The sequence below is a fragment of the Sphingobium phenoxybenzoativorans genome (assembly GCF_001757355.1).
Lineage (GTDB): Bacteria > Pseudomonadota > Alphaproteobacteria > Sphingomonadales > Sphingomonadaceae > Sphingobium > Sphingobium phenoxybenzoativorans.
The window spans coordinates 23,506-48,963 of the sequence record NZ_MINO01000017.1 but is presented as its reverse complement, the minus strand read 5'-3'; the positions used below and the strand labels follow the sequence as shown (position 1 = coordinate 48,963).

The 25,458-nt window shown below is 61.5% G+C and carries 31 protein-coding genes and 1 pseudogene; 23 read left to right on the top strand and 9 right to left on the bottom strand.

Translation table 11 applies throughout. From position 1 onward, the window contains the following. Positions 1 to 43 precede the first annotated feature (43 nt). From BHQ40_RS10955 to BHQ40_RS10920, 8 genes are all read left to right on the top strand, one after another. A complete protein-coding gene (locus BHQ40_RS10955; protein ID WP_070155809.1) occupies positions 44 to 304 on the top strand; it encodes a hypothetical protein in 261 nt (86 codons plus the stop codon). A gap of 74 nt (positions 305 to 378) precedes the next feature. Next, entirely contained in the window at positions 379 to 627 is a 249-nt protein-coding gene (locus tag BHQ40_RS10950; RefSeq protein ID WP_070155807.1) for a hypothetical protein, read from the top strand. 113 nt (positions 628 to 740) lie between these two features. After that, on the top strand, positions 741 to 1,844 hold the full coding sequence (locus BHQ40_RS10945) for a calcium:cation antiporter (RefSeq protein WP_070155805.1): 1,104 nt from the start codon (positions 741 to 743) through the stop codon (positions 1,842 to 1,844). Between the two features lie 162 nt (positions 1,845 to 2,006). Continuing rightward, a complete protein-coding gene (locus BHQ40_RS10940; protein ID WP_171905829.1) occupies positions 2,007 to 2,723 on the top strand; it encodes a TetR/AcrR family transcriptional regulator in 717 nt (238 codons plus the stop codon). 145 nt (positions 2,724 to 2,868) lie between these two features. Beyond that, positions 2,869 to 5,100 (top strand): TonB-dependent receptor, encoded by a 2,232-nt coding sequence (locus BHQ40_RS10935; RefSeq protein WP_083276848.1) that lies wholly within the window; start codon positions 2,869 to 2,871, stop codon positions 5,098 to 5,100. Between the two features lie 79 nt (positions 5,101 to 5,179). Further along, positions 5,180 to 5,620 carry a nuclear transport factor 2 family protein gene (locus BHQ40_RS10930; protein ID WP_070155801.1) on the top strand — a complete coding sequence of 147 codons (441 nt, stop codon included), beginning with the start codon at positions 5,180 to 5,182 and terminating at the stop codon, positions 5,618 to 5,620. A gap of 27 nt (positions 5,621 to 5,647) precedes the next feature. Beyond that, entirely contained in the window at positions 5,648 to 6,985 is a 1,338-nt protein-coding gene (locus BHQ40_RS10925; RefSeq protein ID WP_070155799.1) for an aromatic ring-hydroxylating oxygenase subunit alpha, read from the top strand. Between the two features lie 41 nt (positions 6,986 to 7,026). Continuing rightward, positions 7,027 to 7,773: an SDR family oxidoreductase gene (locus BHQ40_RS10920; protein ID WP_070155797.1), complete on the top strand. Its 747-nt coding sequence runs from the start codon at positions 7,027 to 7,029 to the stop codon at positions 7,771 to 7,773. A gap of 91 nt (positions 7,774 to 7,864) precedes the next feature. Here the strand turns inward: BHQ40_RS10920 and BHQ40_RS10915 are convergent, their stop codons facing one another. The 5 genes from BHQ40_RS10915 to BHQ40_RS10895 form a co-directional block, all read right to left on the bottom strand. Further along, positions 7,865 to 8,635 (bottom strand): HvfC/BufC N-terminal domain-containing protein, encoded by a 771-nt coding sequence (locus tag BHQ40_RS10915; protein WP_070155795.1) that lies wholly within the window; start codon positions 8,633 to 8,635, stop codon positions 7,865 to 7,867. Then, the gene (gene bufB / locus BHQ40_RS10910; protein ID WP_070155793.1) at positions 8,632 to 9,459 is read right to left on the bottom strand and encodes an MNIO family bufferin maturase; all 828 of its coding nucleotides are present in this window, start codon (positions 9,457 to 9,459) and stop codon (positions 8,632 to 8,634) included. Before bufB ends, BHQ40_RS10915 begins: the two co-directional genes overlap by 4 nt. Positions 9,460 to 9,513: 54 nt before the next feature. Further along, positions 9,514 to 9,780 (bottom strand): BufA2 family periplasmic bufferin-type metallophore, encoded by a 267-nt coding sequence (gene bufA2 / locus BHQ40_RS10905; RefSeq protein WP_070155792.1) that lies wholly within the window; start codon positions 9,778 to 9,780, stop codon positions 9,514 to 9,516. Between the two features lie 84 nt (positions 9,781 to 9,864). Continuing rightward, entirely contained in the window at positions 9,865 to 10,506 is a 642-nt protein-coding gene (locus tag BHQ40_RS10900) for a DUF1109 domain-containing protein (protein ID WP_070155790.1), read from the bottom strand. Further along, a complete protein-coding gene (locus tag BHQ40_RS10895; protein ID WP_070155788.1) occupies positions 10,506 to 11,042 on the bottom strand; it encodes a sigma-70 family RNA polymerase sigma factor in 537 nt (178 codons plus the stop codon). Before BHQ40_RS10895 ends, BHQ40_RS10900 begins: the two co-directional genes overlap by 1 nt. A 201-nt stretch (positions 11,043 to 11,243) precedes the next feature. On the opposite strand from BHQ40_RS10895, the gene BHQ40_RS10890 reads away from it, so the two are divergent. After that, the gene (locus BHQ40_RS10890) at positions 11,244 to 11,516 is read left to right on the top strand and encodes a BufA1 family periplasmic bufferin-type metallophore (RefSeq protein WP_070155783.1); all 273 of its coding nucleotides are present in this window, start codon (positions 11,244 to 11,246) and stop codon (positions 11,514 to 11,516) included. Positions 11,517 to 11,586: 70 nt separating this feature from the next. Further along, positions 11,587 to 12,066, top strand: a complete 480-nt coding sequence (locus BHQ40_RS10885; RefSeq protein WP_070155781.1) for a DoxX family protein — start codon at positions 11,587 to 11,589, stop codon at positions 12,064 to 12,066. Between the two features lie 65 nt (positions 12,067 to 12,131). On the opposite strand, the gene BHQ40_RS10880 is transcribed toward BHQ40_RS10885, so the two are convergent. Further along, on the bottom strand, positions 12,132 to 12,782 hold the full coding sequence (locus tag BHQ40_RS10880) for an MBL fold metallo-hydrolase (RefSeq protein WP_083276847.1): 651 nt from the start codon (positions 12,780 to 12,782) through the stop codon (positions 12,132 to 12,134). Positions 12,783 to 12,949: 167 nt separating this feature from the next. Here BHQ40_RS10880 and BHQ40_RS10875 point away from each other — a divergent pair, with 167 nt between their 5' ends. The 10 genes and pseudogenes from BHQ40_RS10875 to BHQ40_RS10830 all read left to right on the top strand — a co-directional run bounded on the left by BHQ40_RS10875 (position 12,950) and on the right by BHQ40_RS10830 (position 21,223). Then, positions 12,950 to 14,152 (top strand): tyrosine-type recombinase/integrase, encoded by a 1,203-nt coding sequence (locus BHQ40_RS10875; protein WP_070155779.1) that lies wholly within the window; start codon positions 12,950 to 12,952, stop codon positions 14,150 to 14,152. Between the two features lie 139 nt (positions 14,153 to 14,291). After that, positions 14,292 to 14,675 (top strand): type II toxin-antitoxin system RelE/ParE family toxin, encoded by a 384-nt coding sequence (locus BHQ40_RS10870; RefSeq protein ID WP_070155857.1) that lies wholly within the window; start codon positions 14,292 to 14,294, stop codon positions 14,673 to 14,675. Next, positions 14,659 to 14,961 (top strand): helix-turn-helix domain-containing protein, encoded by a 303-nt coding sequence (locus BHQ40_RS10865; RefSeq protein ID WP_070155777.1) that lies wholly within the window; start codon positions 14,659 to 14,661, stop codon positions 14,959 to 14,961. Before BHQ40_RS10870 ends, BHQ40_RS10865 begins: the two co-directional genes overlap by 17 nt. Positions 14,962 to 15,031: 70 nt before the next feature. Continuing rightward, positions 15,032 to 15,805, top strand: a complete 774-nt coding sequence (locus tag BHQ40_RS10860) for a TIGR02391 family protein (protein WP_216094874.1) — start codon at positions 15,032 to 15,034, stop codon at positions 15,803 to 15,805. Between the two features lie 13 nt (positions 15,806 to 15,818). After that, a complete protein-coding gene (locus BHQ40_RS25050; RefSeq protein WP_253183324.1) occupies positions 15,819 to 16,085 on the top strand; it encodes a hypothetical protein in 267 nt (88 codons plus the stop codon). A gap of 65 nt (positions 16,086 to 16,150) precedes the next feature. Beyond that, positions 16,151 to 16,654: pseudogene (locus BHQ40_RS10855) on the top strand (IS21 family transposase); the annotation flags it as partial. Between the two features lie 177 nt (positions 16,655 to 16,831). Next, positions 16,832 to 17,221 carry an ATPase gene (locus BHQ40_RS10850; RefSeq protein ID WP_070155773.1) on the top strand — a complete coding sequence of 130 codons (390 nt, stop codon included), beginning with the start codon at positions 16,832 to 16,834 and terminating at the stop codon, positions 17,219 to 17,221. A 789-nt stretch (positions 17,222 to 18,010) separates the two neighbouring features. After that, positions 18,011 to 18,838, top strand: coding sequence for a DUF932 domain-containing protein (locus BHQ40_RS10840; protein WP_070155769.1), 828 nt, complete (start codon positions 18,011 to 18,013; stop codon positions 18,836 to 18,838). A 65-nt stretch (positions 18,839 to 18,903) separates the two neighbouring features. Beyond that, entirely contained in the window at positions 18,904 to 20,949 is a 2,046-nt protein-coding gene (locus BHQ40_RS10835) for a ParB/RepB/Spo0J family partition protein (RefSeq protein ID WP_070155767.1), read from the top strand. A 64-nt stretch (positions 20,950 to 21,013) separates the two neighbouring features. Then, positions 21,014 to 21,223, top strand: a complete 210-nt coding sequence (locus BHQ40_RS10830; protein ID WP_070155766.1) for a hypothetical protein — start codon at positions 21,014 to 21,016, stop codon at positions 21,221 to 21,223. A 130-nt stretch (positions 21,224 to 21,353) separates the two neighbouring features. Here the strand turns inward: BHQ40_RS10830 and BHQ40_RS26170 are convergent, their stop codons facing one another. Further along, positions 21,354 to 21,518 carry a hypothetical protein gene (locus BHQ40_RS26170; protein WP_171905828.1) on the bottom strand — a complete coding sequence of 55 codons (165 nt, stop codon included), beginning with the start codon at positions 21,516 to 21,518 and terminating at the stop codon, positions 21,354 to 21,356. Between the two features lie 808 nt (positions 21,519 to 22,326). Between BHQ40_RS26170 and BHQ40_RS10825 the strand changes: the two genes are divergently transcribed. After that, complete coding sequence (locus BHQ40_RS10825) at positions 22,327 to 22,641, top strand: DUF736 domain-containing protein (protein ID WP_070155852.1); 315 nt, start codon at positions 22,327 to 22,329, stop codon at positions 22,639 to 22,641. A gap of 15 nt (positions 22,642 to 22,656) precedes the next feature. Here BHQ40_RS10825 and BHQ40_RS10820 read toward each other — a convergent pair whose 3' ends face one another. Together BHQ40_RS10820 and BHQ40_RS10815 are read right to left on the bottom strand one after the other, a co-directional pair. After that, positions 22,657 to 23,292, bottom strand: coding sequence for a hypothetical protein (locus BHQ40_RS10820; protein WP_070155763.1), 636 nt, complete (start codon positions 23,290 to 23,292; stop codon positions 22,657 to 22,659). Between the two features lie 52 nt (positions 23,293 to 23,344). Further along, on the bottom strand, positions 23,345 to 23,635 hold the full coding sequence (locus BHQ40_RS10815) for a helix-turn-helix domain-containing protein (protein WP_070155760.1): 291 nt from the start codon (positions 23,633 to 23,635) through the stop codon (positions 23,345 to 23,347). Positions 23,636 to 23,887: 252 nt separating this feature from the next. Between BHQ40_RS10815 and BHQ40_RS10810 the strand changes: the two genes are divergently transcribed. After that, positions 23,888 to 24,238 carry a DUF2958 domain-containing protein gene (locus BHQ40_RS10810; protein WP_070155849.1) on the top strand — a complete coding sequence of 117 codons (351 nt, stop codon included), beginning with the start codon at positions 23,888 to 23,890 and terminating at the stop codon, positions 24,236 to 24,238. Positions 24,239 to 24,604: 366 nt separating this feature from the next. Then, on the top strand, positions 24,605 to 25,360 hold the full coding sequence (locus tag BHQ40_RS10805) for a DUF7011 domain-containing protein (protein ID WP_070155758.1): 756 nt from the start codon (positions 24,605 to 24,607) through the stop codon (positions 25,358 to 25,360). Positions 25,361 to 25,458 lie beyond the last annotated feature (98 nt).

Here is a 25,458-nt window from a genome sequence, read left to right as displayed (position 1 = left end):
GCTGGACTTGCCTGTAATAGCATCGGCGACCATAGTTTCATTCATGGATTTGGATGACCAGTTGCGCCGTTATTTTGGCAGCGCAGACCTTATGGCATTGCCGGTTGCCGCCCTTGAGGCGGGTCTGGACCGCGCCAGGGTGGACTTTGGGTTGGAAAAGGACCCCGCCCGCCGCTTCGCGTTGTGGACTTTGTTATATAAGCTTGACGCTGCGCCAGACTTGGATGTCGCCTTCAAAAGCGACGAGGAACGCGACGCTGCTCGGACCTTCATGGATATGGTGGACAAAGCGGGCGAGGGCTGAAATTAGCCGCTGTTTATCGGGCTTGCCGCACCAATCAAAGTCGTCCAGGCGCGGCATGGCGAAGGGAGCAAGAAATGAAGACTGTCATATGGGATCAGACGGCGACCCTGATTGATCTGGATGGGAAGGCGCCGCTCATTTCCACCTTGCGCGAATGTGTGCGGCATTTCGCCATGATGAAATCGACCGCCCGCGCCGAAGCTCGCGTCCTTCTGACGCAACCGACATTTCGTGAGGGCCGCAAGACCCGGACCTGGATATTGGAGCCGTCCGAAATCGAACAACTCACCCTGCTGCTTCGTGAGGAGGAAGCATCAGCCTAGCCCTGATTATCTAATTGATATGTCTGTATATTTCTTATGATTTCTACCTTATAGCTCCGATGTAGAAAGAAGCATAAGGCGACAAACGCGCTGCCTCGCGCTAATGCCGTCCTATGAACCTGTCTCATTTTCGTCTGATTGCCGCCTGGGCGACGGTTGCGATCTTCCTGATCGCCGGTCCGGGCATGGTTGCAAATCCCCATCCGCTGGTGGCGGTATCGCTGTTCGTCTGGTTGCTGGGCGTCGTCCTTTGGGCAGCCTTTGGCGTGGTCCACGAAGCCGAAGAAGTGGCGGAACGCCTCGGTGAACCCTTCGGTACGCTGGTCCTCACACTGTCCATCGTGATTATAGAGGTTGCGCTGATCGCCGCCGTCATGCTCGGAACCAAGGGTGTGCCGACATTGGGCCGGGACACTATGTTCGCCGTGCTTATGATTGTTCTGAATGGCGTAGTGGGCCTCGGCCTGTTGCTCGGCGGTCTGCGTTTTCACCAGCAAAGCTATAATCTGCAGGGTGCCAGCGCCTATCTGTCAGTGATCATCCCGCTGACGGTGATTGCGCTGGTCCTGCCCAATTTCACCACTTCTACCGGGACGGGAACGCTGTCCCCGGTTCAGGCAGGCTTCTTCTCGCTTTTCACGGTAGGACTCTACGGCATTTTCCTGTGGTTGCAGACTGGCAGGCACCAGGGCTTCTTCACTGCCACAGATGACGGAGCCGATGGCGAAATAGGTTTGCCCTTGCCGCACACCCACCCAGAAGGCGGGTCGACAAGGACCCACGTCATCCTGCTCTTTGCCAATATCTTGCCGATCATCATATTGTCCAAAAGCCTCGCCAAGCTTCTGGATCATGGCATTGCGGCGCTTGGCGCGCCCGCCGCGCTAGGCGGTATCATCATTGCGATGATCGTGTTTACGCCGGAGGGCATATCCGCCCTAAAAGCTGTCGCGGCCAATCAACTGACACGCGCGATCAACCTGTGCCTGGGCGCAGCGACCTCCACGCTTGGGCTAACGGTGCCAGCCGTCCTGATCATAGGCTTGCTAACGGGGCAGCCGGTCATTCTTGGCCTGTCGGCTGCCAACATGGTGTTGCTGGTCGTGACGTTGATCCTCAACACCCTCACATTTTCGGGTACGCGGACGACCATGCTGGAGGGCGCGGTCCATCTCTCCTTGTTCTTCGTCTTTCTGGTTTTGATATTCAGCCCCTGACAGGTGGTTTAACGGTTCGCGATCAGCAACGATGTCGGCCCGACCCGTATCTGGCGGCGGCCGTTAACCCCTCAGCGCATCTGCGGAGACAGCGATTTGCGTTGACGGTGCGGAGATCATAGACATCCGGGTCGGGCTGGTTGGCCGTTCATGATGAGTTTGATGAAAACGAAGCACAAAATTGCGGATGGCGTTCCGTCGTCACTCAAGCGGCTGACGTCGAAAGGTGAGCGGACCCGCACAACCATTCTCGACGCTGCCGAGCGTCAGTTCGCTGCGCGCGGCTATGACGGTGTTTCTCTGCGGCAGATTATGGATGAGGCCGGCGTGCAGATGGGCCAACTCCAATATTATTTCCCCTCAAAGGAAGAGGTGTTCGTCGGTGTTCTTGATCGCAGGATCGAGGAAGTGATGATCGTCTATGGCCGCTCCGTCGAGGAACTTGAACGGTTGGAAGCGGCGGGTGATGTGACATTGCGTGTCATCATGCGCGCGGTGATGGCCATTTCACGCGCCTGGCTGAGCGAGGATGATATCGGCCGCCACCGTTATCTCCGGGTCCTTGGCCTTTCTACGATGAACTTCAATCAACCTGAATATGTGCGGCGGCACAGCCGGGTCTTTCACCCCCTCAACAATCGCGTTGCGGCGGCGATCGGGCGTCTGTTCCCCGACGTGCCGGAGGCCAGGGTGCTGGATGCCTATCATCTGATAGAGGCCAACCTTCTTTCACTCTACGTCAATATTGATTCCGTTCTCGCCCGTCGCGGTGAATTGCGCACCGGCGAAGCCGTCGAGCGGATGTATGATGAACTTGAGACTTTCCTGGTCGGCGGCGTCGAGCGCCTGCTGCGCGCACCTAGCACATTAGGTAGCTAGCTCTTTCCCAAAAATGGTGCGATTGCACTAAATATGGACAGGCCAAAGGCGTGTTCCAGATGGAAACGGTGCGCCGTTGCCATTGAATCGACCGGTCATCGCGCCGGCAAAATCGGCTTGCCGATATAAAATTGGGAGAAAAAGGATGTTGGGGAAATTCAGGACCCTTCGCACGATATTGTCGTGCAGCGTGCCGCTCTTTCTGATCGGCATACCGCAGGCGATTGCGCAAACTGCCGAAGCCGACGCTGTCACTGGCGCCGGACAGATTGAGGATATCGTCGTTACGGCGCAAAAAAGTGCGCAAAACCTGCAGACGGTGCCGATTGCGGTCACAGCCATTAGTGGCGACACGCTCGCGCGTACGCAGGTCACCAACATTCAGGCGTTGGCGAACGCCATACCGAATGTGCAGATCAACAGCTTTTCCAACTCCCCCGATTCCGCCGTTTTCACGATCCGGGGCGTGGGTGTGAACGACGCCGACCCCTATGTTGGCACGACCGTATCGGTGGTGGTGGATGGGGTGCCCGTCGGCGTCAATACCGCGGCCCTGCTTTCCCTTTTCGATATCGAGCGCGTGGAAATATTGCGCGGACCGCAGGGGACGTTGTTTGGCGCGAACACCACGGGCGGTGTCGTCAATGTGATCACGAAGCAACCGACCGGGAAATTCGGTGGAGAGGCGCAGATTGTCTACGGCAACTATAATCGCCTGGATATTAACGCCGCGATGAATTTCCCGATCACTGAAAATCTTGCGGGTAAAGTCAGCGTTCTGCACACGGGTTCGGACGGGTTCTTTCGCGATACCCAGGATAATCGCCGTTTGGGCAAGCGCGATATGACGTCGTTGCGGGGATATCTGAAATATTCCGTGGGCGATTATGACGCGACGTTGATCGCCGGATATGACCGGAGCCGCAACGACTCCCAGACCGGGGTGATGATCGCGGGACCGGGCGAGCTGTTTTACACGCCCGGCGAAACCGATCAGGGCATCAATTTCAGGCGTGGGCAGAGCCTCGACCAGCCCAATTTCAATAACCGGGACAGCTATAACGGGACGCTCACGCAAAATCTGAAAACCGGCATCGGCGACGTGGTTTCGATCACCAGCTATCGCGAATATAAGAATGATCTCTACAGCGACGATGACGGCGTATCCGCCATATTGCTGCAAACCCATCGCACGTCGAAACAGCATCAATTTTCTCAGGAATTGCGCCTGCATGCCGACCTGACCGACCGGATCAGGATGATCCTGGGGGGCTTCTATTTCAAGCAAGCCTATGACCTGCAGCAGGAAGGCAAGCTTGACGGCTTCGCTCTTGGCCTGGGGCAGCCGCAAACCCAGCATCAGAAGAACTGGTCGATTTCGGGCTTTGCACAATTCTATGCCGATCTGACCGATACGCTGCGCCTGCAGGCAGGTCTGCGTTACAGCCACGAAAAAACGACCGCCACGTCGACCACGGCGAATACCTTTACCACGGTACCGGGCGGCTATTCCTCCTTTGATGACCCGTTGATCCCCGGTTCTCTGATCGTGGCCAATGGCAGCAAGGCCTGGAATAATGTGGGTTACAAGGTCGGTGTCGACTGGCAGGCCACATCGGGCACGCTGCTTTATGGCTATTATGCCCGCGGCTTCAAATCAGGCGGCTTTACCGGCCGCATCGCCGTTGCAGAGGATATCGGGCCGTTCAACCCCGAACATCTCGACACCTTTGAACTGGGCATAAAGTCCGATCTGCTGGACCGGCACCTGCGCCTGAACCTGGCGGCATTCTATAATAATTACAATAATATGCAGGTCACGCAGAACCTGACTTACCCCAGCGGTGCCAACAGCGCCGCGATCCGCAATGCTGGTGGCGCCAAGACCAAGGGCGCTGAGCTGGAAATTACCGCCCTGCCGGTTGAAGGCATCACATTGACCGGGTCGCTCGCCTATCTCGATGCCTATTACACCACCTATGATACGTTCGTTCTGGACGGCACGGGCAACACGGTGCCGGTCAGTTTCGCCGGCAACCGGTTGATGAATGCGCCGAAGTGGAATGCCACCGTCGGCTTTTCAATCCGGCAACCAGTGGGCGGCGGATATGTCACGGCGACCGGCCAGTATAGCTACACCAGCAGCAAATATACGGCCTTCACGGGCAAGCCGGAGGAATTGGTCGCGCCGATCAACTTGGTCAACGCCACTCTCGGCTGGGCGCCCGACGGCGAAGCCTGGTCGGTGGTTCTGTGGTCCCGCAACCTGTTCAATGAAAAATATTATGGTCAGAAACTCAACCTGACCGGAATCGGCACTTTGGCGTCGCTCGGCAATCCCCGCGAGTTCGGCGTCGATTTTAAGGTGCATTGGTGACTGGTTCCGGCCGGAGGAACACCCTCCGGCCGGGCCTTTTTCCATTTGTTCTTACGTTTACCGGAGGAGAAGTTCCGCCATGATCGCTATCCCGCTCGAAGACCGGATAGGTCTGCAGGACCTGATGACCGCTTATTGTTATGCGGTCGACAAGCTGGACGATGTTGCTGGCCTGTTGTCTCTATTCACCCCGGACGCGGTGCTCGACTTTACGGCGATCGGCCTGCCGCTGATGCATGGGCATGGCGAGATCAAGGCGTTCTTTGATCGCGTGTTCGCGGATATGAGCCATCATTCCCACTATATCAGCAACTTCCGGCCCATCCGCTATGACGGCGCAAGCGGGGCGATGACGGCCTATGTGGTGGGCCTTGGCCGGGCCAAGGACGGGAACACTGTTGAGGTTAACGTGCAATATACGTTCGATGCGGTGAAGACCGGCTCTGGGTGGCTGTGCACCCGATATTCGATGTTTGCGATGATGCCGCTGCCCGGATCGCTTGCCGAAATCCACGGCTAGCTTTTCCCTTCTGCAAGGAGGCCCCTGATGGCCACGACAGCCAATACCCGCCCGACCTATCCCACGCATCCCGATGCGGCGCAGCCCGCTCCGCGCGGCGACGCGATTACCGGCGACCGCTACTGGTCAAAGGATTTCGCGGATCGCGAATGGGAGCATTTGTGGAAACGCGTCTGGCATGTCGGCGGCCGCGTTTCGCAACTGGAGGAAGCCGGCGATTTCATCGTCCACAATTTCCGCCATGAATCGGTGCTGATCGTGAAACAGCAGGATGATAGCATCCGCGCATTCTTCAACGTCTGCATGCACCGCGGGAACCGGCTGGTGAACGTGAGCGACGGCGCTGTCAGCGGCGCATTCAGTTGCCCCTATCATGGGTGGAAATGGAATATCGACGGCCGGCTGGACTGGGTGCAGGACCCGGAAGATTTTGCGCAGGGCGACCCGTGCGGAAAGCTTCGCCTAAAGGAGCTCCGCTGCGAAACATGGGGCGGGTTTATCTTCTGGTCGTTCGATCCCGATGCAGGACCGCTGCTCGATTTTCTCGATCCTATTCCCACGCTTTTTCAGGGCCGGGACCTGGAAAACTATACGCGGGTCGTCTGGCGCACATTGCGGGTCAATACCAATTGGAAATTCGCCTCCGACAATTTCAATGAAGCCTATCATATCCCGGTCGTGCACCCCCAGTTCATGCCCATGATCGACGACCATTATTCGACGACGATATTCGAGATGTACCCCAACGGGCACAACCGGATGATCGAGAAGCTGCAGCCTTCGAGCCGCTATCCCGATGCGCAGCAGGTCAAGCCGCTCTGGGCGTCGCTTTTGCAGGAATGGGATATTGATCCGGCAGACTATGAAGGCCGCGCCCAGGAGGGACGGCTGGCGCTGCAGCGTGCGCGTCGCGCCTTGGGGCCGGCGCGGGGCTTTGAATATTTCGAGCAACTGACCGAGGATGAGCTGACGGACCAGATGCATCACACCTGTTTCCCAAACCTCACCCTGACTGCGACACCCGAAGGATTGCACGTATTCCGCACGGAACCCGATGCAGACGATCCGAACTGGTCGACATTCGATTATTGGTATCTGGTGCCCCATGTGAAGGGCGCGCAAGAGGTCGCCACCCTGTACGGCATGCGTCCCTATCGGGAAGCCAGTCAGGAACTGGGCAGTTTCGACGATTATCAGGCAACGATCGCGCAGGGCGACTTCCTGACGCAGGACCTGTCGCTCGCCGAAACGCAACAGCGCGGCCTTCGCTCCATGGCCTTTGGGGACTGCTATCTCGCAGGGCAGGAGGCGCGAGTGCGCCGTTTCCACGAGGTTATCAACGATTATCTGGAGGGGCGGCGCTGACCCGCCCCCGCCAACGAAAATCATAAAGAGGATAATGAAGCGTGGGACGCATTGAAGGTAAGGTTGCCGTCATTACCGGCGGCGCGTCTGGACTGGGCGCGGAGGACGCCAGGGTCCTGGCGCGTGAGGGCGCAAAGGTCGTCATCACGGACGTACAGGATGAATTGGGCGCGAAGGTCGCGGCGGAAATTCCCGGCGCGATCTATCTCAACCATGACGTGCGCAGCGAAAGCCGTTGGGCCGAAGTGATAGCGGAGACGATCAAGGCATTCGGCCGCCTGGACATATTGGTCAACAATGCCGGAATTGTGCGCTTCGGCTCTGTCGAGGATATGTCTTACGCGGATTACAAGCTGCAAGTCGATGTGATGCTGGACGGCACGTTCCTGGGTTGCAAGGCCGCAATTCCGTTCATGACCAAGGGCGGTGGCGGTTCGATCATCAACATGGCCTCGATTGGCGGGATCAAGGGGATCAGCGCCATTCCCGCCTATGCCGGAGCCAAGGGCGGCATCATCGCCATGACCCGCAGCATAGCCGTGCATTGTCAGGAGAAACGCTATCAGATCCGGTGCAATACGATCGCGCCAGGCGGAATAGAGACGCCGATGACGGCGCAGGCAGTCTCTGAACTGGATGAAAACGATCCCGGCCTTGAACAGAACCGCGCCCTCGGCATGGGGAAGCCAGAAGATGTGGCAAATCTGGTCCTGTTCCTGGCCTCGGAAGAATCGCGCCACATCACCGGCACGACGATCACGGTCGACAATGCCGAAACCATCCGGTGACGGGGCGGTAAAGGCGGGGCATGAACGATTGCGCGGGTTTGGTTCGATTGCGCTCCCGTTGGTTTGGGGGAACATGATTCCGGCGAACTAACTAGCCAATCGTTCCGGGCTTGGAGTCTTTCACGCCAATAATCAGGCCATCCTTCACCCATCGCCCAAGCATTTCTCCTGCGCGCGGTACGCCTTGCTTCTCTCCATGTTGGGCAACCAGATCGTTACAGACGGTCCCGAAACTTTGACCCGCGGCCATGGCGTCGATCGCTGCGGCTTCGTCCGCTTCCAGAATACGGAAGCAGGATGTGAAGCCGGACCGCCAGACGAGGACGTGGGACGGCGTGGGCAGGGTTATGGCGTTTGGCGGCTCCTGCGCTGCGGCCAGCGCTGACCATATGGCCGGGGCGTTCGTGCCCATGCTGCGCGATCGCATGTTTGGCGTGAGCAGAAGAACCGCGTCCTCCCACATCACGTCCGCGAGCGCGCTTGGCGGCAGTGGATCATGGTCCGGTCCGACAAAGGCATCCGCCAGCGCGACCTCCAGCCAAGCCAATTCGGCGATTTCGGGGCTGTCGCTATGGATATCCGCCAAGGTCGAAGGGAAGCTGGACGGGTAGGCGTCAAGCGTCCATGCATGCGGCGGAGACCGGTCGATATGCGTCGCCGCAGCGGCGAAGAACGCCTCATCGCCAATCCAGGCGCGAAGCTGCTCACAGGTGGAGGCAAGGCAGTCGATCAATTGAGCGCGATAGGTGTTCTGATATACCCTCAGACCCGGCGCCGCCGAACTGCCAAAGCTGTCCGTAACGGCAGGGGACTCCTGCTGCAGGCGATCGCGAAAATTGCGCTGCATGGCGAGCAAACTCATGCCGCCCTCCGCGATGGCTGGACCGCGCGGGCGATGTCGAGTTCCATCAACAATGTTTCCAGCGGCGGGATGTCGTCATCACGTTCGATCATCGTCGCGACCGGACCCAGCCGATCGAGAGCGCAGGCATAGAGCGCCCACACGGATTCCGGCACGGGCCTGTCATGCGTATCGACCAGCAGATCTTCGCCCTGACTATGTCCTGCAAGATGTATTTGGCGGACATGGGCAGCGGGAATGCCATGCAGATAGTCGATGGCGTCGAAGCCGTGGTTGGCTGCACTGACGACTATGTTGTTGACGTCCAGCAGCAATTCACACCCTGTGCGCGCGCATAACGCATCAAGGAATTGCCATTCGGTCATCTCCGAATCTGCAAAGGCGATATAGCTTGACGGGTTTTCGATCAGCATGGTGCGGCCCAGCATATCCTGCGCCTGCGCGACATTGGCGCAAACGCAATCAAGAGCCTCCTGCGTGTATGGCAGAGGCAACAGGTCGTGCGACTGGAAACCGTCTATTCGCGTCCAGCACAGATGATCCGAAACGAAGATGGGATCTATTTCATCGACGAGCTGTCTAAGCCGCGCCAGATAGCGGCGGTCCAGACCATCGGCCGATCCCACCGACATTGATACGCCATGCAGGGCAACGGGATAACGATCGCGCACGCGCCGCAGGATGTCGAGCGGACGGCCGCCATCGATCATGAAGTTTTCAGAGATGACCTCGACAAAATCGACGGGCACCCGCCGCTCCAGAAAATCCTGATAATGCGGCTTGCGCAGGCCGAGGCCATAGCGGAAAATTTCGGGCTTGGTCATGGATCGTTCCCCGAAGGTCGGGATCCGGCCAGAGGGCGGCCGGATCCCGTCGCGTCACTTGGGTTCGGTAAGGGTGCCGCCTGCGGCTGCGCAGGCTTTCGTGGTCAGAATCTTGAAGCCCTGGGTTTTGCATTCATTCTGGCCTTTGCACTCGTTCTTGGCCGTTTTGCAGTCCGATGTGCCCTTGCAGCTATTGATGCCGTAGCAATGGACTTCCTTGGCCCCATCGGCGGCAAAGGCCGGGGCGACGGCCGCGCTGGCGGCGATGGCGACAAGGGCGGCCGAGGCCGCGTAACCTGCGCCGGATGCGATGCTGTTCATAGTCATTCTCCTGTGGATGCCTGATGTATGGCACTGGGATTTCGGAGTTTGGCTGGCAGCGGTTACGCGGTCCGGCAAATTTTCCTACCAGCGCAAAACGCGCGGTCCCAGAAGCGCGCCGACGCCGGCCGCCAGCACTATGCCCAGCGTATACCATGTCAGGACAAATATCGCGGAGACTTCGGGGCAATGGAGGCAATAGAGCGTTGCCGCCCACGCACCCGCAGCCAGCCCGGCGGTGCCGCCTGCCGCCCGCAACCGTGTGGGCGCAAGCCTGCGGAAAGACCAGAGAAAGCCGATGAAGATCGGCGCCGACAGCAGAAGCACCATCAGCGAACATATCCTCCAGCTATGGCCCAGCCACATCGCCAGCCAATCGGCGGACGGCGTACGCGCCAACTCGACAGCGCCAAATCCCGCCAGCGCGGCCAATGGCAACACGACAAGCCACAGGGACGGGGGACGTGCGCCATCAGGCCGCGCCAGCCGTGCGGTCGCCCATATGGCGATCGTGCCGAGCGAAATGGTGTAGGTCCATTTCATCCAGAAATTGAAACCCCGCATTGCAAGATCGAGGTCGGAGCGAAGCCCCAGCATCAGGGCGATGACAATGATCGTCACCATCCCGCCCCCGATAAGGCCAACCGCCAGACGCCAGCCAACGGCGTTGCGGCGGACGGGGGGGACATTCTGCGTCAGGCTTTCGATAAGCGCTTCAGTATTCATTACGCATCTCCCCGGATGCGCGCCGCCAGCGCCTTGATCCCGCGATGAACTGATACTTTGATATCGGACTGGCCAATGCCGGCCCGGTCCGCCGCCTCAGCGACGCTAAGGCCGTCGATATGGGTTGCGCGGATCGCATGCGCTTGCTTCGCGGGTAGCGTATCGAGCAAGTGGTTCACATCCAGGCGGGCGATGCTCGATGCCTCGAAATCGTCCGCCAGGGCCACATCCTCTATATCGTCCATTGCGACTGTGCGGCCGTTTCTGCGGAAATGGTCGATCATCTTGTAACGGGCGATGGCGAACAGCCATCCTGAAAAAGGGCGGCTCACATCATAGGTGGCCCTTCGGGTATGAACGGCGATAAGCACTTCCTGCACAAGGTCCTCGACAAATTCCGCCTGGGAGCCGCAACGCCGCTGATAGAAGACGCGCAGCAGCGGAACGATTGCGCGAAGCAGCGACGCGTGGGCGGCGGCGTCGCCACTAAGGCCGCCGATCATCCATTGCTTCAACTGATCCTCACCGGCTTTCATGCGCGCTCCCGTCATCCATTCGGTCGAGGCGGGGCCGAGGTTACAGCCTGGCCGGCGAGGATGCGAAAATTCTTTTCTGTAACCGCGCCGCCTTGCGCTTCGAAAAGGCCATCGTGACCGCATAGCCCCCATCGGTCACCGCGCGGCGGACCATTTACCGGCCGCCGCGCGAAGGGCGCGCCTTTCAATTGGAGAATAGGAATGACATCCACACATGCGGCCATCGCCGCCTCTCTCGCGCTGGCCTTCGCTGGCAACGCTACCGTTTCGCACGCGGCCGACACCGCCAAGATGGAGAAATGCTACGGTGTTTCCCTTGCCGGCAAAAACGATTGCAAGGCGGGCGCCGGAACGAGCTGCGCAGGCACCTCCAGAACCGATTATCAGGGCGATGCGTGGAAGCTCGTCAAGGCAGGAACCTGCACGCAGATCAAGACGCCCAAGGGGCCGGGATCGCTGACGCCAAAGGTTTGACCGTGGCGCGCGCCCGTACGGCCCGCTCGCTGTACGGGTGCGACGCCATCCGTCCGAAAAGGATGACATCATGCAATCATTTATCGATCTCTATGACCGCGGGAGCAGCGCGGCCCGCTTCATCCTGCCAACCAGCTTTCTACTGCTCGTCGACCGGCTCGGTATTGCGGCAGTGTTTTTTCTGTCCGGGCGGACGAAGGTGGAAGGCGTGTTGACCATCACGCCGGGCACCTACGATCTGTTTCGTACCGAATATGCCCTTCCGCTCATCCCGCCGGAAATTGCGGCGCACGCAGCAACCTATTCCGAGCACATCTTCCCGATCCTGCTCGTGCTTGGGCTCTGTACGCGGGGTGCGGCCTCGGCGTTGTTGGCCATGACGCTGACCATCCAGCTATTCGTCTATCCCGACGCATGGCCGACGCATCTGAGCTGGGCGGGACTGATGCTGCCGCTCGTCGCCCTGGGTGGCGGCCAATGGTCGCTCGACGCGGTCCTCCGGCGGAGGATCAAGGGGAATGCGAGATGGCCTGCAGAGAGCCTTGCTTAACTCGACGATCTGGCGATCCTATCGACCGGATGGGTCGATCCGCCTGGAGAGCGGCTGGGTTGCCTTCAGGGGGCAGGTCTGGGAGGAACCGGATAGACGATGAAGTCGGCTGCCCGGTCGATCACCGGGGCCGGACCGGCCTTGGCGGCCATATGCTGGAGAATGGTGATCGCCTCTGGCTTGAGCGGCAGCGGATGCTCCAGCGGGTGCGTTGCCGCCTCCATTGGATAATCCTGTCCGGGCGTGGTCGTCATTTCAATGTGCGCGCCAAGCAATGCGCGGACCGGATGCTTGGCGGCGAAGGCGGCAAGGCGGTCGGCGCTGGCGCGGAACTCGCCGAACTTGTCGGTCGGCACGTAGAGCCTTCCCGGGTAGAGCATGTCGCCGGAAAACAACAATCGCGTCCGGCCGTCATAGACCATGATGTGCGCAGGCTCATGACCGGGCGTAGGGATGATGTCGAGAACGCGCCCGCCCAGGTCGAAGCGGGCAATGTCGCGCGGCCAATCGCTGATGTGGAAATATGACGCGACGTCCTTCGGCGTCAGGCCCACAATGTCCGTGTCGGGCCGGTCGCGGAATTCGTCGTCCCCGGCATGATGATCGCCATGGCCATGCGAGTGGGCAATGATGAGACGAACCTTTGCGTTGTCGTGCTTCGCCTGCCAGTCATCGACCAGCCGATCGATGGCCGGACGGATTTTAAGCCAGAGCATGGAGTCCGCACCGGGGTAACGCTGGGCTTGGATGCAGCTTGCTATAGCAGGTTTTCCGTAAAGCCAACGTCTTGGATTATATGCCGGTGCGGGATGCAAACCGCCCCGGTTCTCTTTCGCCTGGCTCCTAGCCGGCTCCTGGAATCGGGGGACTCTAGGAGCGACAAATGGCAAAGATCAAGCTGACCAAAAGCGTTGTTGACGCGGCTCAGGCACAGACCTGCGACGTTGAACTCCGGGACACGATTGTTCCGGGCTTCTTATGCAAGGTTACACCAAGTGGCCGCAAGGTATTCATGCTTCAGTACCGCACGAACTCCGGCGTGCGCCGCAAACCGGCGCTGGGCCAGTTCGGCGAATTGACCGTCGAGCAGGCGCGGTCGCTGGCGCAGGACTGGCTAGCCGAAATCCGGCGCGGCGGCGACCCCGGTCACGACAAGGCCGAGGCCCGGAAGGCGCCGACGGTCAAGGAACTGTGCAGCCGGTTCATGGAAGACCACTCCAAGCTGCACAACAAACCAAGTACGCAGGCCGGCTACCAGTACCAGATCGATAACTTCGTCATCCCAGCCTTCGGAACCAAGAAGGTCCACGAGGTTACCCGCCACGACATCACTGCGCTGATGAAGCGCATGGAGAAGTCACCCACGCAGGCCAACCGCGTGCTGTCGCTCGTTCGCAAGATGCTCAACCTGGCCGAACTGTGGGGCTACCGGCCCGACGGTTCCAATCCTTGCCGCCATGTACCCAAGTACCCGGAGAAAGGCTCGACCCGCCTCATCACCGACGAGCAGATGGTCAGCCTGTTCGCCTATCTGGACAAGGCCGAGGCCGAGGGGCTGGAACACCCGATCTATTTGTTGGCCGTCCGGCTGCAATTCGAGTTCGCGGCGCGCATGTCAGAGATCCTGCTGTTGCAGTGGGACTGGCTCGACTTGCCCAATGGCCGGGTTGTCTGGCCGGACAGCAAGACGGGCGATATGTCCAAGCCGATGAGCGAGGAAGCCCGCCGGCTGCTGACGAACGCGCCTCGCTACGGTAATTCGCCCTATGTCTGCCCATCCATCCAGGATCACGACAAGGCACTTAGCCCCCATGCCTACTACTCGGCATGGCGGCGCATCCTTGAGCGTGCCGGCGTGCCAAAGGTGGGCACCCACGGTATCCGTCATCGCTCGGCAACCGACATTGCCAATTCCGGCATCCCCGTCAAGGTCGGCATGGCGCTGACCGCGCACAAGACCGTGGCGATGTTCATGCGCTACGTCCACACCGAGGATGACCCGGTGCGTAAGGCAGCCGAGTTGGTGGCCAGCCGGCGCAAGTCGGTCGTCGGCACGCGGCAAGAGCCCAAAGAGGTAACCGCATGATCGGCGACCAGTGCCCCGGCATGTCGGCCCTGATTGCCGTGTCTCCGTCACGCCAATCGGCTCGGCAACCCTCCCCGCCCGTGCATCGCGCTGGGGACTGGAAAAGTATGCCCGTTTCGGGTATAGTTTGGAGGTCAAGATGACGCGCATCCTCAAGCGAAAGGACTTTGCACGGTGGCAGGCGGGCGAAAAGCTGCGAGATGCCGCCTTGTGCAAGGCAGTTCAGGAGATGGAAAGCGGTCTGATTGACGCGGACTTGGGCGGCTTCCTCTACAAGAAGCGGGTTGCCCGCTCCGGCGGCGGCAAGAGCGGCGGCTACCGCACGCTGCTGTCGGCCCGGATCGGCAGCCGCTACGTGTTCCTGCATGGGTTTCCCAAGAGCGACAAGGCGAACATCACGCAGGACGAGAAGAAGGCGCTGCAATTCGCCGGCAAGGTGTTCTTGGAACTGTCTGCCGAGGCCTTGTCGAAGGCGTTGCAGTCAGGCGTGTTATTGGAGGTGCATTGTGAGCAAGATCATTGAATCCCTGCGTGGCGACCTGGCCGCGCTCCACGAAGCGGGAGCGATCAGCAAGGTAACGATGCGCGAGTTCGACACGATCTGCCCGCCGCCGGTGCGGGAGTTCAGTGCTTTCGACATCAAACGGCTGCGTGAAAACTTGAAGTTCAGCCAGCCGGTGTTTGCTCTTCATTTGCACACGTCGGCCTCGACCGTGCGCAAGTGGGAGCAAGGCGAAACCCATCCTACGGGGCCGGCGCTCAAGCTGCTCAACGTAATCGCCGACAAGGGCCTGCAGGCCATCATCTGATGGCCTGATGAGGGAAACAGGCATTGGCGACGCGAATTGACCCTTTCAGCTCACAGCATCTTGAAGCCGCGTGCCGCGTGCTCGCCGATACCGGGCGCGCGGCCTGAGCGGCACGCAGATCGAACGTCTGCTGCAAGAAATCGAGATTGCCGACACGTCGCCCGGCATGACCAAGTGGAAGCGGTTGTTCAATGCGCTGGCCGGCGCACAGAACCAGCACCAGGTTGGCAACCATCTCATCATGTTCATCAATCGCGCGATGAACCCGGTGAACTACGCTCGCGATCCTGCGACGTTTGCATGGCGGCGCGATGAACTCAATGTCGTCCTTGCCTTCTCCGGCTTCTACGTACGCGAAGACGGCAAGGTCGGGCACGCCGACAAGGCCACGACGCTCGATGCTGCGCGTGCCCGCGCGGGGCGACTCAAGGCCGCACTAGAAAGCCGCGTCGTCCACGCGGAAGTGCTGAACTACTGCCGCGCCGAGTTGCTGGACGAAAACTACTTCCATGCCGTGTTCGAGGCAATGAAAGGTGTTGCGGAGCGGATTCGCCTGCTGTCGGGCCTGAACGGCGACGGCGCGGACTTGGTGAACAAGGCATTCGCAGGCCAGCAACCCGTTCTCGCCTTGGGACCGCTCACCACCGAGTCCGAAAAGAGCGAGCAGAAAGGCTTTTCCAACCTGCTGATCGGCTTATTGGGCGCCGTGCGCAATCCGCTGGCCCATGCGCCCAAGACGAATTGGCCCATGTCCGAACAGGACGCACTGGACATCCTGACGCTGGTATCGCTGATTCACCGCAAGCTGGATGGCACCACGAAATTAGCGGCCGTATCGCCGTAAGGGAGAGACAGGGATGGACGAGGCGATCGTTGTCTTCTCTCGAAAAGGGATTTTCCAGACCACGATTGCCGCGCGCGACGTTCGCAGCCGGGAACATGCGCGCAAGCTGTGGCCCTTGGTGTCTCCAGGCGCAGAGCGCCAGATGGTGACATGGGTCAGCCCCTCCTTTGAAAGCGGGAAGCTGCGTCGGCGATCCCATTTCCGCGTACTTCCTGCCCAGCACACCTTTAACCCCAAAGCGTGTTGTTGCCGGCCGAAAACTGACCATCAATCGGGGTGAATTCCGGTTGAAATTTGACCAGGGTGTTTAACCTCCCTGCCTCTTTTTGAGGCAGAGGAAGCGAGGTGATCACCATGGAAATGCTGGGCAAGGTCAGACGGATGTATTACCGGGACGGACTGTCCCGTTCGGAGATTTCGCGGCGCACGGGCTTGTCGCGCAACACGGTCAAGAAGTGGTTGAGAGCTCCGGAAGGGGCCTCGGCGGCTTACCGGCGGGAATCCACGCCGGGCAAGCTGGGGCCGTACCAGGCTACCTTGATCCAAGCCCTTGAAGCGGACGCGCGAAGGCCCAAGCGGGACCGTCGCAGCGCCAAGGCACTGCTGGCTGAGCTCAGGGGCTTGGGTTACACCGGTGGCTATACGGTACTCACCGACTTCATCCGGGACTGGCGCCTTGGGGTGGGGGCGAATGCGCCGAGCCGCGCCTTCGTGCCGCTCAAGTTCGCACTGGGCGAAGCCTTCCAGTTCGACTGGAGCGAGGAAGGCCTGGTGATTGGCGGAGTCTGGAGAAAGCTACTGGTTGCTCACCTGAAGCTGTGCGCAAGCCGTGCCTTTGTGCTGGTGGCTTAGTGGTGTGAGACGGTCTTGCTATCCCCTTCACCGTATCACGGCGTTCTCGCCGTCAAGGGCTGCGCGCGCTTTGCGCGTTTGCTTCCTGGCGGCCGTCTGCGACCCCTGACTGCTTGCGCTGCGCCGTGCTGGCGACGGTTCCGGGCAATTCCGCCCGAGCAACCGGAGATCGTCATGAACGACAAATCACACGTTTCAATGGAACAACACGTCTGCCTAGTCTGCGGCCTGGCCTTCGATACCGGCGCCATCCTGCTGGACAAGCGCCTTCGCGCGAGCATGGAGCGCCACACGACGACGGGCTGGGGCCTGTGCGCCGAACACCAGAAGCTGGCCGACGATGGATTCGTCGCGCTGGTCGAATGCGACCCGCAGCGCAGCGGCTCGCCGGGTGGCAGCCTGAAGCCCGAGCACGCATATCGCACGGGCCGCTTGGCGCACCTGAAGCGTCATGTGTTCGCCAAGGTGTTCAACGTGCCGATCGAGGCCAACCAGCCTTGTGTCTTTGCCGAACCGGGCGTCATTGAGCAGCTTGAGGCGATGGTCTCGCCGGCGACGAGCTGATCGCGCGCTGACCACCTGGCGCGTCGTCCTTTCGGGCGACGCGCCTTTCATTTTGCTGCGCCCGATGTCGATGCTTTCGCGCCTGCGGCGCTGCGCGCTGCGCTTGCCTCCAGGGGAAAGCCCTGCGGGCTATCCCCGCCGCGCGATGCTTGGCTCCCCTCGAAGACCGCCTAACTGGCTGCGCCGGATCGGCCAGAAACCAATCACAGTCCCAGCAGAACCAGCTCCTCGATGCCTTGTGCATGAGGACTGTCCTGGGCGTGGTGTTCATCGTGCATCGAAGTCAGGGCGTCCCCGACCAAGGAAACATGACCGGTCGCGCTGTCGTGCTGCGCATCGAGCCACCTTGCAGTGTCTCGTCCCCTTCGGGCTTCCATCGTTCCCTCGCTCCGCTCGGCTGACGCCTCCGGCCCGGCTTCCAGATCCGGGCCTGCGCGCTTCGCTTGCCGTGCGGTCGGCACACAGGGCCGGCCGTTGCCTGTCCAGCCATCTTTCTTGACTCCATCACCTTGTTCGCGACTGTAGCCCGCGGCCATGTGCCGTCAAGGCGCGCAGGGCCGTGTCCTCGGCTGCGCCTGTGGGCCGCACCAACCCCGCGCTTGTCTCCTTGACGGCCCCCGTCCGCGCGCTCCTGACCGTCGCGGGCGATGAACTCAGGAAAGACGGTGGCAACGAGGCCAACCGGGTTCCTCGTGCCGACCGCACCGAACAGCCGAAAGGCTGGGCTCCGAATCTTGGAATCCGGTGTGCGGTGTGAATAGCAAACCCTTTTTTGTCAGGAGAAATGCCATGCAACTTGCATCCCGCTTCGCTTCCCGTTCCCCGTCGCTGCGCAGCGATGCCCCGCTGTCTGATGACAAAATCCTGCGCGTGGCCCCGTCCATCTTCGCGGACGCCCCGCATGAGAGCCGTTCCGAGCGGTACAGCTACATCCCCACCGCCGCCGTGCTGACCGAACTGCGCAAGGAAGGCTTCCAGCCTTTCATGGTGACGCAGACCCGCGTGCGCGATGAAGGCAAGCGCGAGCACACCAAGCACATGATCCGGCTGCGCCACGCCAGCCAGATCAACGGCGCGGAAGCAAATGAAATCGTGCTGCTGAACTCGCACGACGGCACCAGCAGCTATCAGATGTTGGCCGGGATGTTCCGCTTCGTTTGCAGCAATGGCCTTGTCTGCGGCGACACCGTGGCGGACGTGCGCGTACCCCACAAAGGCGACGTGGCTGGGCTCGTCATCGAAGGCGCTTACCAAGTGTTGGGCGGCTTCGAGCAAGTGAAGGAATCGCGCGACCTGATGCGCGGCATCACGCTGGACGATGGCGAATCCGAAGTATTCGCCCGTGCTGCGCTGGCCCTCAAGTACGACGACCCGGACAAGCCTGCACCCATCACGGAATCGCAAATCCTGATGCCGCGCCGGTTCGACGACCGCCGCCCCGACCTGTGGAGCGTGTTCAACCGCACGCAAGAGAACTTGACCAAGGGCGGATTGCATGGCCGCGCCGCGAATGGCCGCAGGCAGAGCACGCGCCCGGTGCAGGGCATTGACCAGAACATCCGTCTGAACCGCGCCTTGTGGCTGCTGGCCGATGGCATGCGCGCCCTCAAGGCCTGACCCGTTCCCCCGCCGGAGGGGCGGTTTCCCCTCCATTCCTTGTTTCATTCGATTGGAGATACACCATGAACGCCAACAGCCAAACCGAAACCCAAGCCATCCACGCTGCCACGCTGGAAGCCGCCGACCTGAGCAAGAACCTGATTCTGGTTCCGCTGTCGCGGCTGGTGCTGCGGCCCACGGGTCGCAACGCGCGCAAGACCCCGCGCATGTCCATTCCCGAACTGGCCGCGAGCATCCATCGCGTGGGCCTGCTGCAAAACCTGATCGTGATTGCATTCGCCGATGGTGAGCATTACGAGGTGGTCGCCGGTGGCCGTCGCCTCGCCGCGTTGAAGCTGCTGGCGAAGAAGCGCCGCATCAGCAAGGAATGGGACGTGCCTTGCCTGCTGGTGGCCGATGGCACGGCGCGAACCGCCAGCCTCACCGAGAACGTGCAGCGCGAAGCCATGCATCCTGCAGACCAGTTCGAGGCGTTCGCCGCGCTGGTGGCCGAAGGTCGGCCCATCGAGGACATTGCGGCGGATTTTTCCGTCACGCCGCTGGTGGTACAACGCCGCTTGAAGCTGGCGAACGTCTCGCCGCGCCTGATGGCCGATTACCGCGCCGATGCCGTTACGCTCGATCAGTTGATGGCGCTCGCCATCACCGACGATCACGCCGCGCAGGAAAGCGCGTTCTACGATTCGCCGACGTGGCAGCGCCACCCGTCAAACCTGCGCGAACGTCTCACCGAGCGGGAAATCGACGCCCACCGGCATCCGCTGGTGTGCTTCGTCGGGCTTGGTACCTACGAGCAGGCAGGCGGAGGCGTTCGCCGCGACCTGTTCGCGGAAGGCGATGCGGGCGTGTATCTGACCGATGCCGCGCTGTTGGAACGACTGGCGCAAGACAAGCTGGCGGGCATCGCCGCCACTGTCCGCGCCGAGGGGTGGGCATGGGTGGATGCCACGCCCGGCGTGACCCATGCCGACCTGCACGCCTTCCAACGTGCGCCGAGGGAGCGGCGCGAACCGACCAAGCGCGAAGCCCAGCGCATTGAGAAGCTGCAAGCCAAGATGCAGGAGGTAGGCGAAGCGCTCGACGCCGCGCTGGACGCGGAGGACGAAGAAAAGGCCGACGCACTGCAAGAGGAAGGTGAAGCCCTGGGCGAACAATTGCAGGCGCTGGAAGATGGCTTGCAGGACTACAGCCCGAACGTGAAGGCCGCAGCCGGGGCCATCGTCACCATCGACCACAACGGGCAGGCCGTGATTCATCGCGGGCTGCTGCGCGAGGCCGAGGCCAAGGCGCTGCGCACGTTGGAACGGCTGCGGCAAGGTTTCGTGGAGGGTGAAGCCGCAAATGACAACGAAGCCGAAACGGCAGACGACACGAAAGCCACCACCATGTCTGACCGGCTGGCGCAGCGCTTGAGCGCGCATCGCACGGCGGCGCTGCAAATAGAAGTGGCCCGGCATCCGCAGGTGGCACTGGCCACGCTGGTGCATGGCATGGTGCAGGCCATCTTGCAGGACAGCCACTACGGGAACGGCCTGCCGCTGGGCGTGCGCCTCACGGTGCAAGACCGGCTGGAAGGCATGGCCCCGGACTGGCCGGAGTCGTCTGCCGCCGTGGCGCTGCGCGAGCTGCAACAGGCATGGGCTGGCAAGCTGCCCGAGGACGGCACCGAACTGTTCGCCGCGCTGCTGGCGATGGAGCAAGGCGAACTGGTCAAGCTGCTGGCCGTGTGCGTCGCCTCGACGGTGGACGTAGTGACGCCTCGCGCCACGCCGCGCCAGCCCGGCGAGGAACTGGCGCAGGCGGTGGGCCTCGACATGGCCGCATGGTGGCAGCCGACCGCAGAAGGCTACTTCAAGCACGTTCCGAAGGCCGTGATTCTGCAAGCCGTGGGCGAGTACGCACCGGAGCGCGTCACGCGGCTGGCGAAGCTCAAGAAGGCCGACATTGCCAGCGAAGCCGAGCGGCTGGCCGATGGCACGGGTTGGATGCCCGCCATCTTCAATGTCGAAGCCCCGCAGGAGGATGTGCCGGAGGCTGTCCCTCAGCAGAACGCCCCAGAGGGTGCCGAAGCCGCGGCGGATGAACCTGCCGAGGCGCTGGCCGCTTGACCCGCGCCGAAAAGCAAGCGCCCCGGTTTCGTCCGGGGCGCTTCGCTCGGAAGGAGAAATGCCCATGACCAGCAGCACCACCAGTCGCCCGCGCATGGCGGCGATCTATGCGCCCGGCACGGTACGCGCCCGCCGTTGGCACGGCGATGGCGACGTGCGCGGCTATCGCCAGCCCTCGGGCTGGACGGCCCGCGCCGACGTCACCGACATTCACCCCATCACGGGCCGCGCCTTGGTGCGCGCCGTGTGGTGGCTAATCGAAACGAAGGAATAACCGCGATCAGCACCGAGCCCAGGCCGTTCAGCCCTGGGCTCGGTGGACGCAAAAATCCGGGCGCGGCAGTGGCCGCGCCCGGTGTCGAAGGCCGGCAGCCGAATCAAAACGATGCCGCCTTCACGGTTGCTCAGGCGGCGGTGTTGATGTGGCCGGGCATCCCGCCCGGTAGCTGCAGGCCCGCATGGGCCAGAAAGCCAAAGCGCGCGTAGTGCGCGGAATCATCCAGCGGCTCACAGCCCGCCGCCTGTATCGTTCGCAGCAGCACCGACAATTCCGATTCCATCAGGCGCATGTTCGCGTTTCTTGCTTAGAAATCTGGAACGGCCTGGGCGTGTCGGCGCGATGCGCCGCCGGGCTTTCGGGCTGCGCCCCGTGCCGTCCTTGCCGTCACGGCCATTCGGCTTCAATCCCTCACGCCTTCGCGCCTGCAGCGCTGCGCGCTTCGCTTGCCTCCAGGGGATCGGAGCAAGGCCCATCCCCGCCGCGCGCAGCTTGGCGCCCCTCGAATACCGTCGAACCGGCTTGCGCCGGATCGACCAAGCCTGCGCCCCGCCGCAATAGGCAGGGCATAGCGGATACGCCGTGGCTTGCTGCGGCAGGTTGTACGAATGTACGCCTTCCTCAACGCTGGCGGTTCTAGCCCGTCACATCACGAAAACGGTTCACCGACAGCCGCCCAGCTTCGCTATGGAGCTTCTACGTCACGCCTCAAGACCAGCACCGCGGGGTGCGGCGGGGGCGTTCTCGCCTGTCGTCGGGCGCTTGACCTGGCCCGCGTCAGCAAGCGTGCCGGCGCAGCCTTCGTGCGGGAAGCCGAGTCGGCCCCATCTCCTTTCGGAGCGGTTCGGCCCAAGGCGTCCTTGTCTCGTTGTGAATCCTGGCGAGGGCACGGCTGCGCCTCGGGCTTCATGGCTGCAACCGTCCGACGCAAACAATTTCCCCGCCGCTGCGCGGCTTCCTCGCGGGACAAATTCTTTGCGCCTTCCAGTTCTCCACTGCGTTGCGACCGCAAGCGGTGCAGCCCGCCCGTCCCCCGCCGGCCGGATGACAACAAGGACGCGATGGGCGCGAACCTTGTTCAACCGAAAGGAAAAATCATCATGGCCAACATCGGCACCTTCACCGCAGACAAAGACGGCTTCACTGGCACGCTGCGCACCCTGACCCTCAACGTCAAGGTCAAGCTGGTTCCCAACGACAAGGGCAGCAGCGAGAACGCCCCCGACTTCCGCCTGCAGGCGGCCAGTCACGATATCGGCGCGGCGTGGAAGAAGACCAGCGAGGCCGGGCGGGAGTACCTGTCCGTGACCCTCGACGATCCTTCGTTCCCGGCGACGGTCTATGCCCGCCTGATCGAAGGCGAGGACGGCACGCACGACCTCATTTGGTCGCGCAGCAAGCCCCAGGCGGCGTGACCGCCGCGGAAACGCTCAACCCATGACCCGGATGGGAGGCCGACCTTCAACCGGCATCTCCCATAGTTGCTTTCGCGTCATACGAATACCCGGCCGGTTGATTTCTCTGTCGTTGGCCATTTGCAGCGTCCGGGCGATGCTTGTGCGGAGATGGTCCAACGTACAAGGCGTCTTTTCCAGGTAGTCGTGAAAGCTGATGGTGTTTGCCACGTCCTTTTCCCAGTTCCTGACCTGATGGACGCCCGCATAGAAGCCACTGGGCGGGGGAACAAGACCGACGTGTAGTTGCTGCAGCCAGCCGTTGATCTCCGGATACTTGGTCGATATTGCGGTTGGAACGATCAGTTGTTCCGGCAGGCCATGGAAGAAGAAGTCAGGCTTCTTGACCCATGCACGCGCCAGGAATTCAACGGGCGTTATCAGCGTCTTGCTGGTTCTCAGTTCCGCGTAGAAGGCCGCAGAGGTGTGGTCAGCCACGATGTAGTGTACGACATGCTCTTTGTCTGCTTCCTCCACCTTGTCGAGCTGCACTTCCATGGCCTTGTCTTGCCATTTCAGCCGCCCGTCCTTCAGCACGTAGAGGTGCTTGGATGGCGTGACGAATAGCTGATGGATGTAGTTCGGATACGGGGAGCTGTAGCGGTTGATCATGCCGAAAGCCTGAGATGGGTTGACCGTAGATGTGGTTTGCGCTTCGGTCCGCTCACACCGTGTTCGACGCTGCTTGCAGTTCGGCAATTTCAAGGCGCACGCGCTCCACAAGCAGGTCGACGCCCTTGGCGTCGCCACCATATGCCAGAGCCAACAGGGTCATCGGGTGGATTTCCATCACCTCGCACAGCTCGGCCAGTTTGTTGAGCGTCGGGCTTTTCAGGTCACGCTCCAGCGAACTCAGGTAGGTCCGGCTGGAGACGTCGGAGAATGCTTCCTGGCTCAGACCGCGTGCCTTCCTGACCATCTTCAATGCCTTCGCCAATGAGCTTTTCGCTGCCATCCCGTGGTTTCCTCAAAAACCAAGATGACAGTCGATTGCGCTCTATAGGACTACAATCTATAGTGTTCATTCGACGGTGAATCATACGACTTTGCGCCTTTACAGAAATCCGCATCAGCGGATTTCGCCAGAACCGGAGAGCCGCATCCGTGTCTTTCCTGACCTCCACAAATCCGCTTCTACGTTTCTGTCCCTGTGCGGATTCGATGGCATGCGCTTTCGTGCATCCTCGGTTCCGTGGGGTTCCTGACCATGACCCAACTGCTCACCACTGCCGACCAGCGCGCGCAATTGCTCGCCAATGGCACGGCACGCGCCGCTGGCCAGAGCATTGACCCGATGCCCGTGGTGCGGCTGTTCACGCCGGATGCGCACGCGACTTGGTTGCTGGCTGCGCTCGACCCAGCCGATGGTGATTCGGCCTGGGGCCTCATCGACCTCGGCATCGGCATGCCGGAGTTGGGGACGGTCAAGCTGTCCGATCTGGCAACCATCGTCGGGCCGCGCCAGCGGCCCATCCTGCGCGACCAGTATTTCCACGCATCGCGACCCTTATCGGAGTATGTCCGGCTGGCGCAGATCGATGGCTCGATCCCCGACTGATCGAACCGCATGGCTCTGGCACGGCAGGCCATCCAGACACAGGCCGTTGCGGCGCATTGTGTCTTTTTCGGTCTGGCTTATGACACTGTCAGTCTGAATCGCCACTCTTGCGCCACGGCGGTGCGGCCCTGATCGAAAGGGGCATGATGCACGGCGCGGTTTGCGGCAGGGTGTCCGGCGCTGCGCCCCTTTTCCGGGGCAGCCGTCGCATTCGGACGATCCTTGCAAGACTTCGGAGCCCATCTGTCTTGACACCGCTCGTTACAGCTTGAGTGTATTTCTTAGGTGATAGCGCGTGGAGGTTTGATGGCCTAGCTTCAGCGTGCCGATTGTGGCGACGATGCCTGCCCAACAGGAGGTTGCCTCATGGCTGATCGAAGCGCCGAACCTTGGTATCCCACTGCAGCGTATCTCTACGTGCTGCACCTGGACGACTTGGCACTGGCCTGGGAGTATTTGCGCCGCCATCCCGACTACCGCCGCGACTGGCTGCGCCGTCGCCGCAAACCGGACGCCGCCCACGGTTGGGGTCTGCGCATGCTGGAAGACCCGGCCTTGGATGCGCGCGATGCGCATCCCGCCTGGCTTCCCGGCCATCCCTGCGCAGCACAGCTTCACCCGGACATCGACCCGCCACCGGATACCGTGGCATTCGAGTTGTGGCGCATTCCCGGTCAAAAGAACCTGGTCCACGATGGCAGACGCCTGATGCTTGCCACGCGCTGGCCTGGCTGCTGCCTGCGTCTGACGTTGGCGCCGGGCTTAGAAGATGGCATGGCCTATGTCTACGCCATCCGCGCGTGCGACATGCCTTGCGCGGGCCATTGCATGCTCCGCGCCGAACTGGACAAGCTGGCCGTGGCCCCTGAAGGTGCGCCCGCAGCGGCAGCTCGGCCACGGCCTGCGCCGACGGCGCTGCAGGAACTGCACACCCTGCAGGCGCTCGACGCCACCTTGGCAGGGGCGTCCTTGCGTGAAGTCGCCGAAGGCCTGTTCGGCACCGATGCCGTTGTCCATGGCTGGTATGCCGATGGCGGCCTGCGCTCCCGCGTGCGCCGCCTAGTGCGACGCGGCCTGACGCTGATGCGCGGCGGCTATCGCCACCTGGCTCGACTCCAATGACTTGAGCAGGGTCGTTTTGCCTTCGCTGCAAAACGACCCTCAACGGGACGCATCGCTTTCTTGAGACTGCCTCCATCTGGCCGCGCAGTGCGGCTGGA

Coding starts and splice junctions, on each gene's coding strand:
- BHQ40_RS10955 (WP_070155809.1), top strand. CDS start 44: ATGGATTTGGATGACCAGTTGCGCCGTTATTTTGGCAGCGCAGACCTT.
- BHQ40_RS10950 (WP_070155807.1), top strand. CDS start 379: ATGAAGACTGTCATATGGGATCAGACGGCGACCCTGATTGATCTGGAT.
- BHQ40_RS10945 (WP_070155805.1), top strand. CDS start 741: ATGAACCTGTCTCATTTTCGTCTGATTGCCGCCTGGGCGACGGTTGCG.
- BHQ40_RS10940 (WP_171905829.1), top strand. CDS start 2,007: ATGAAAACGAAGCACAAAATTGCGGATGGCGTTCCGTCGTCACTCAAG.
- BHQ40_RS10935 (WP_083276848.1), top strand. CDS start 2,869: ATGTTGGGGAAATTCAGGACCCTTCGCACGATATTGTCGTGCAGCGTG.
- BHQ40_RS10930 (WP_070155801.1), top strand. CDS start 5,180: ATGATCGCTATCCCGCTCGAAGACCGGATAGGTCTGCAGGACCTGATG.
- BHQ40_RS10925 (WP_070155799.1), top strand. CDS start 5,648: ATGGCCACGACAGCCAATACCCGCCCGACCTATCCCACGCATCCCGAT.
- BHQ40_RS10915 (WP_070155795.1), bottom strand. CDS start 8,635: ATGAGTTTGCTCGCCATGCAGCGCAATTTTCGCGATCGCCTGCAGCAG.
- bufB (WP_070155793.1), bottom strand. CDS start 9,459: ATGACCAAGCCCGAAATTTTCCGCTATGGCCTCGGCCTGCGCAAGCCG.
- bufA2 (WP_070155792.1), bottom strand. CDS start 9,780: ATGAACAGCATCGCATCCGGCGCAGGTTACGCGGCCTCGGCCGCCCTT.
- BHQ40_RS10900 (WP_070155790.1), bottom strand. CDS start 10,506: ATGAATACTGAAGCGCTTATCGAAAGCCTGACGCAGAATGTCCCCCCC.
- BHQ40_RS10895 (WP_070155788.1), bottom strand. CDS start 11,042: ATGAAAGCCGGTGAGGATCAGTTGAAGCAATGGATGATCGGCGGCCTT.
- BHQ40_RS10890 (WP_070155783.1), top strand. CDS start 11,244: ATGACATCCACACATGCGGCCATCGCCGCCTCTCTCGCGCTGGCCTTC.
- BHQ40_RS10885 (WP_070155781.1), top strand. CDS start 11,587: ATGCAATCATTTATCGATCTCTATGACCGCGGGAGCAGCGCGGCCCGC.
- BHQ40_RS10880 (WP_083276847.1), bottom strand. CDS start 12,782: ATGCTCTGGCTTAAAATCCGTCCGGCCATCGATCGGCTGGTCGATGAC.
- BHQ40_RS10875 (WP_070155779.1), top strand. CDS start 12,950: ATGGCAAAGATCAAGCTGACCAAAAGCGTTGTTGACGCGGCTCAGGCA.
- BHQ40_RS10870 (WP_070155857.1), top strand. CDS start 14,292: ATGACGCGCATCCTCAAGCGAAAGGACTTTGCACGGTGGCAGGCGGGC.
- BHQ40_RS25050 (WP_253183324.1), top strand. CDS start 15,819: ATGGACGAGGCGATCGTTGTCTTCTCTCGAAAAGGGATTTTCCAGACC.
- BHQ40_RS10850 (WP_070155773.1), top strand. CDS start 16,832: ATGAACGACAAATCACACGTTTCAATGGAACAACACGTCTGCCTAGTC.
- BHQ40_RS10840 (WP_070155769.1), top strand. CDS start 18,011: ATGCAACTTGCATCCCGCTTCGCTTCCCGTTCCCCGTCGCTGCGCAGC.
- BHQ40_RS10835 (WP_070155767.1), top strand. CDS start 18,904: ATGAACGCCAACAGCCAAACCGAAACCCAAGCCATCCACGCTGCCACG.
- BHQ40_RS10830 (WP_070155766.1), top strand. CDS start 21,014: ATGACCAGCAGCACCACCAGTCGCCCGCGCATGGCGGCGATCTATGCG.
- BHQ40_RS26170 (WP_171905828.1), bottom strand. CDS start 21,518: ATGCGCCTGATGGAATCGGAATTGTCGGTGCTGCTGCGAACGATACAG.
- BHQ40_RS10825 (WP_070155852.1), top strand. CDS start 22,327: ATGGCCAACATCGGCACCTTCACCGCAGACAAAGACGGCTTCACTGGC.
- BHQ40_RS10820 (WP_070155763.1), bottom strand. CDS start 23,292: ATGATCAACCGCTACAGCTCCCCGTATCCGAACTACATCCATCAGCTA.
- BHQ40_RS10815 (WP_070155760.1), bottom strand. CDS start 23,635: ATGGCAGCGAAAAGCTCATTGGCGAAGGCATTGAAGATGGTCAGGAAG.
- BHQ40_RS10810 (WP_070155849.1), top strand. CDS start 23,888: ATGACCCAACTGCTCACCACTGCCGACCAGCGCGCGCAATTGCTCGCC.
- BHQ40_RS10805 (WP_070155758.1), top strand. CDS start 24,605: ATGGCTGATCGAAGCGCCGAACCTTGGTATCCCACTGCAGCGTATCTC.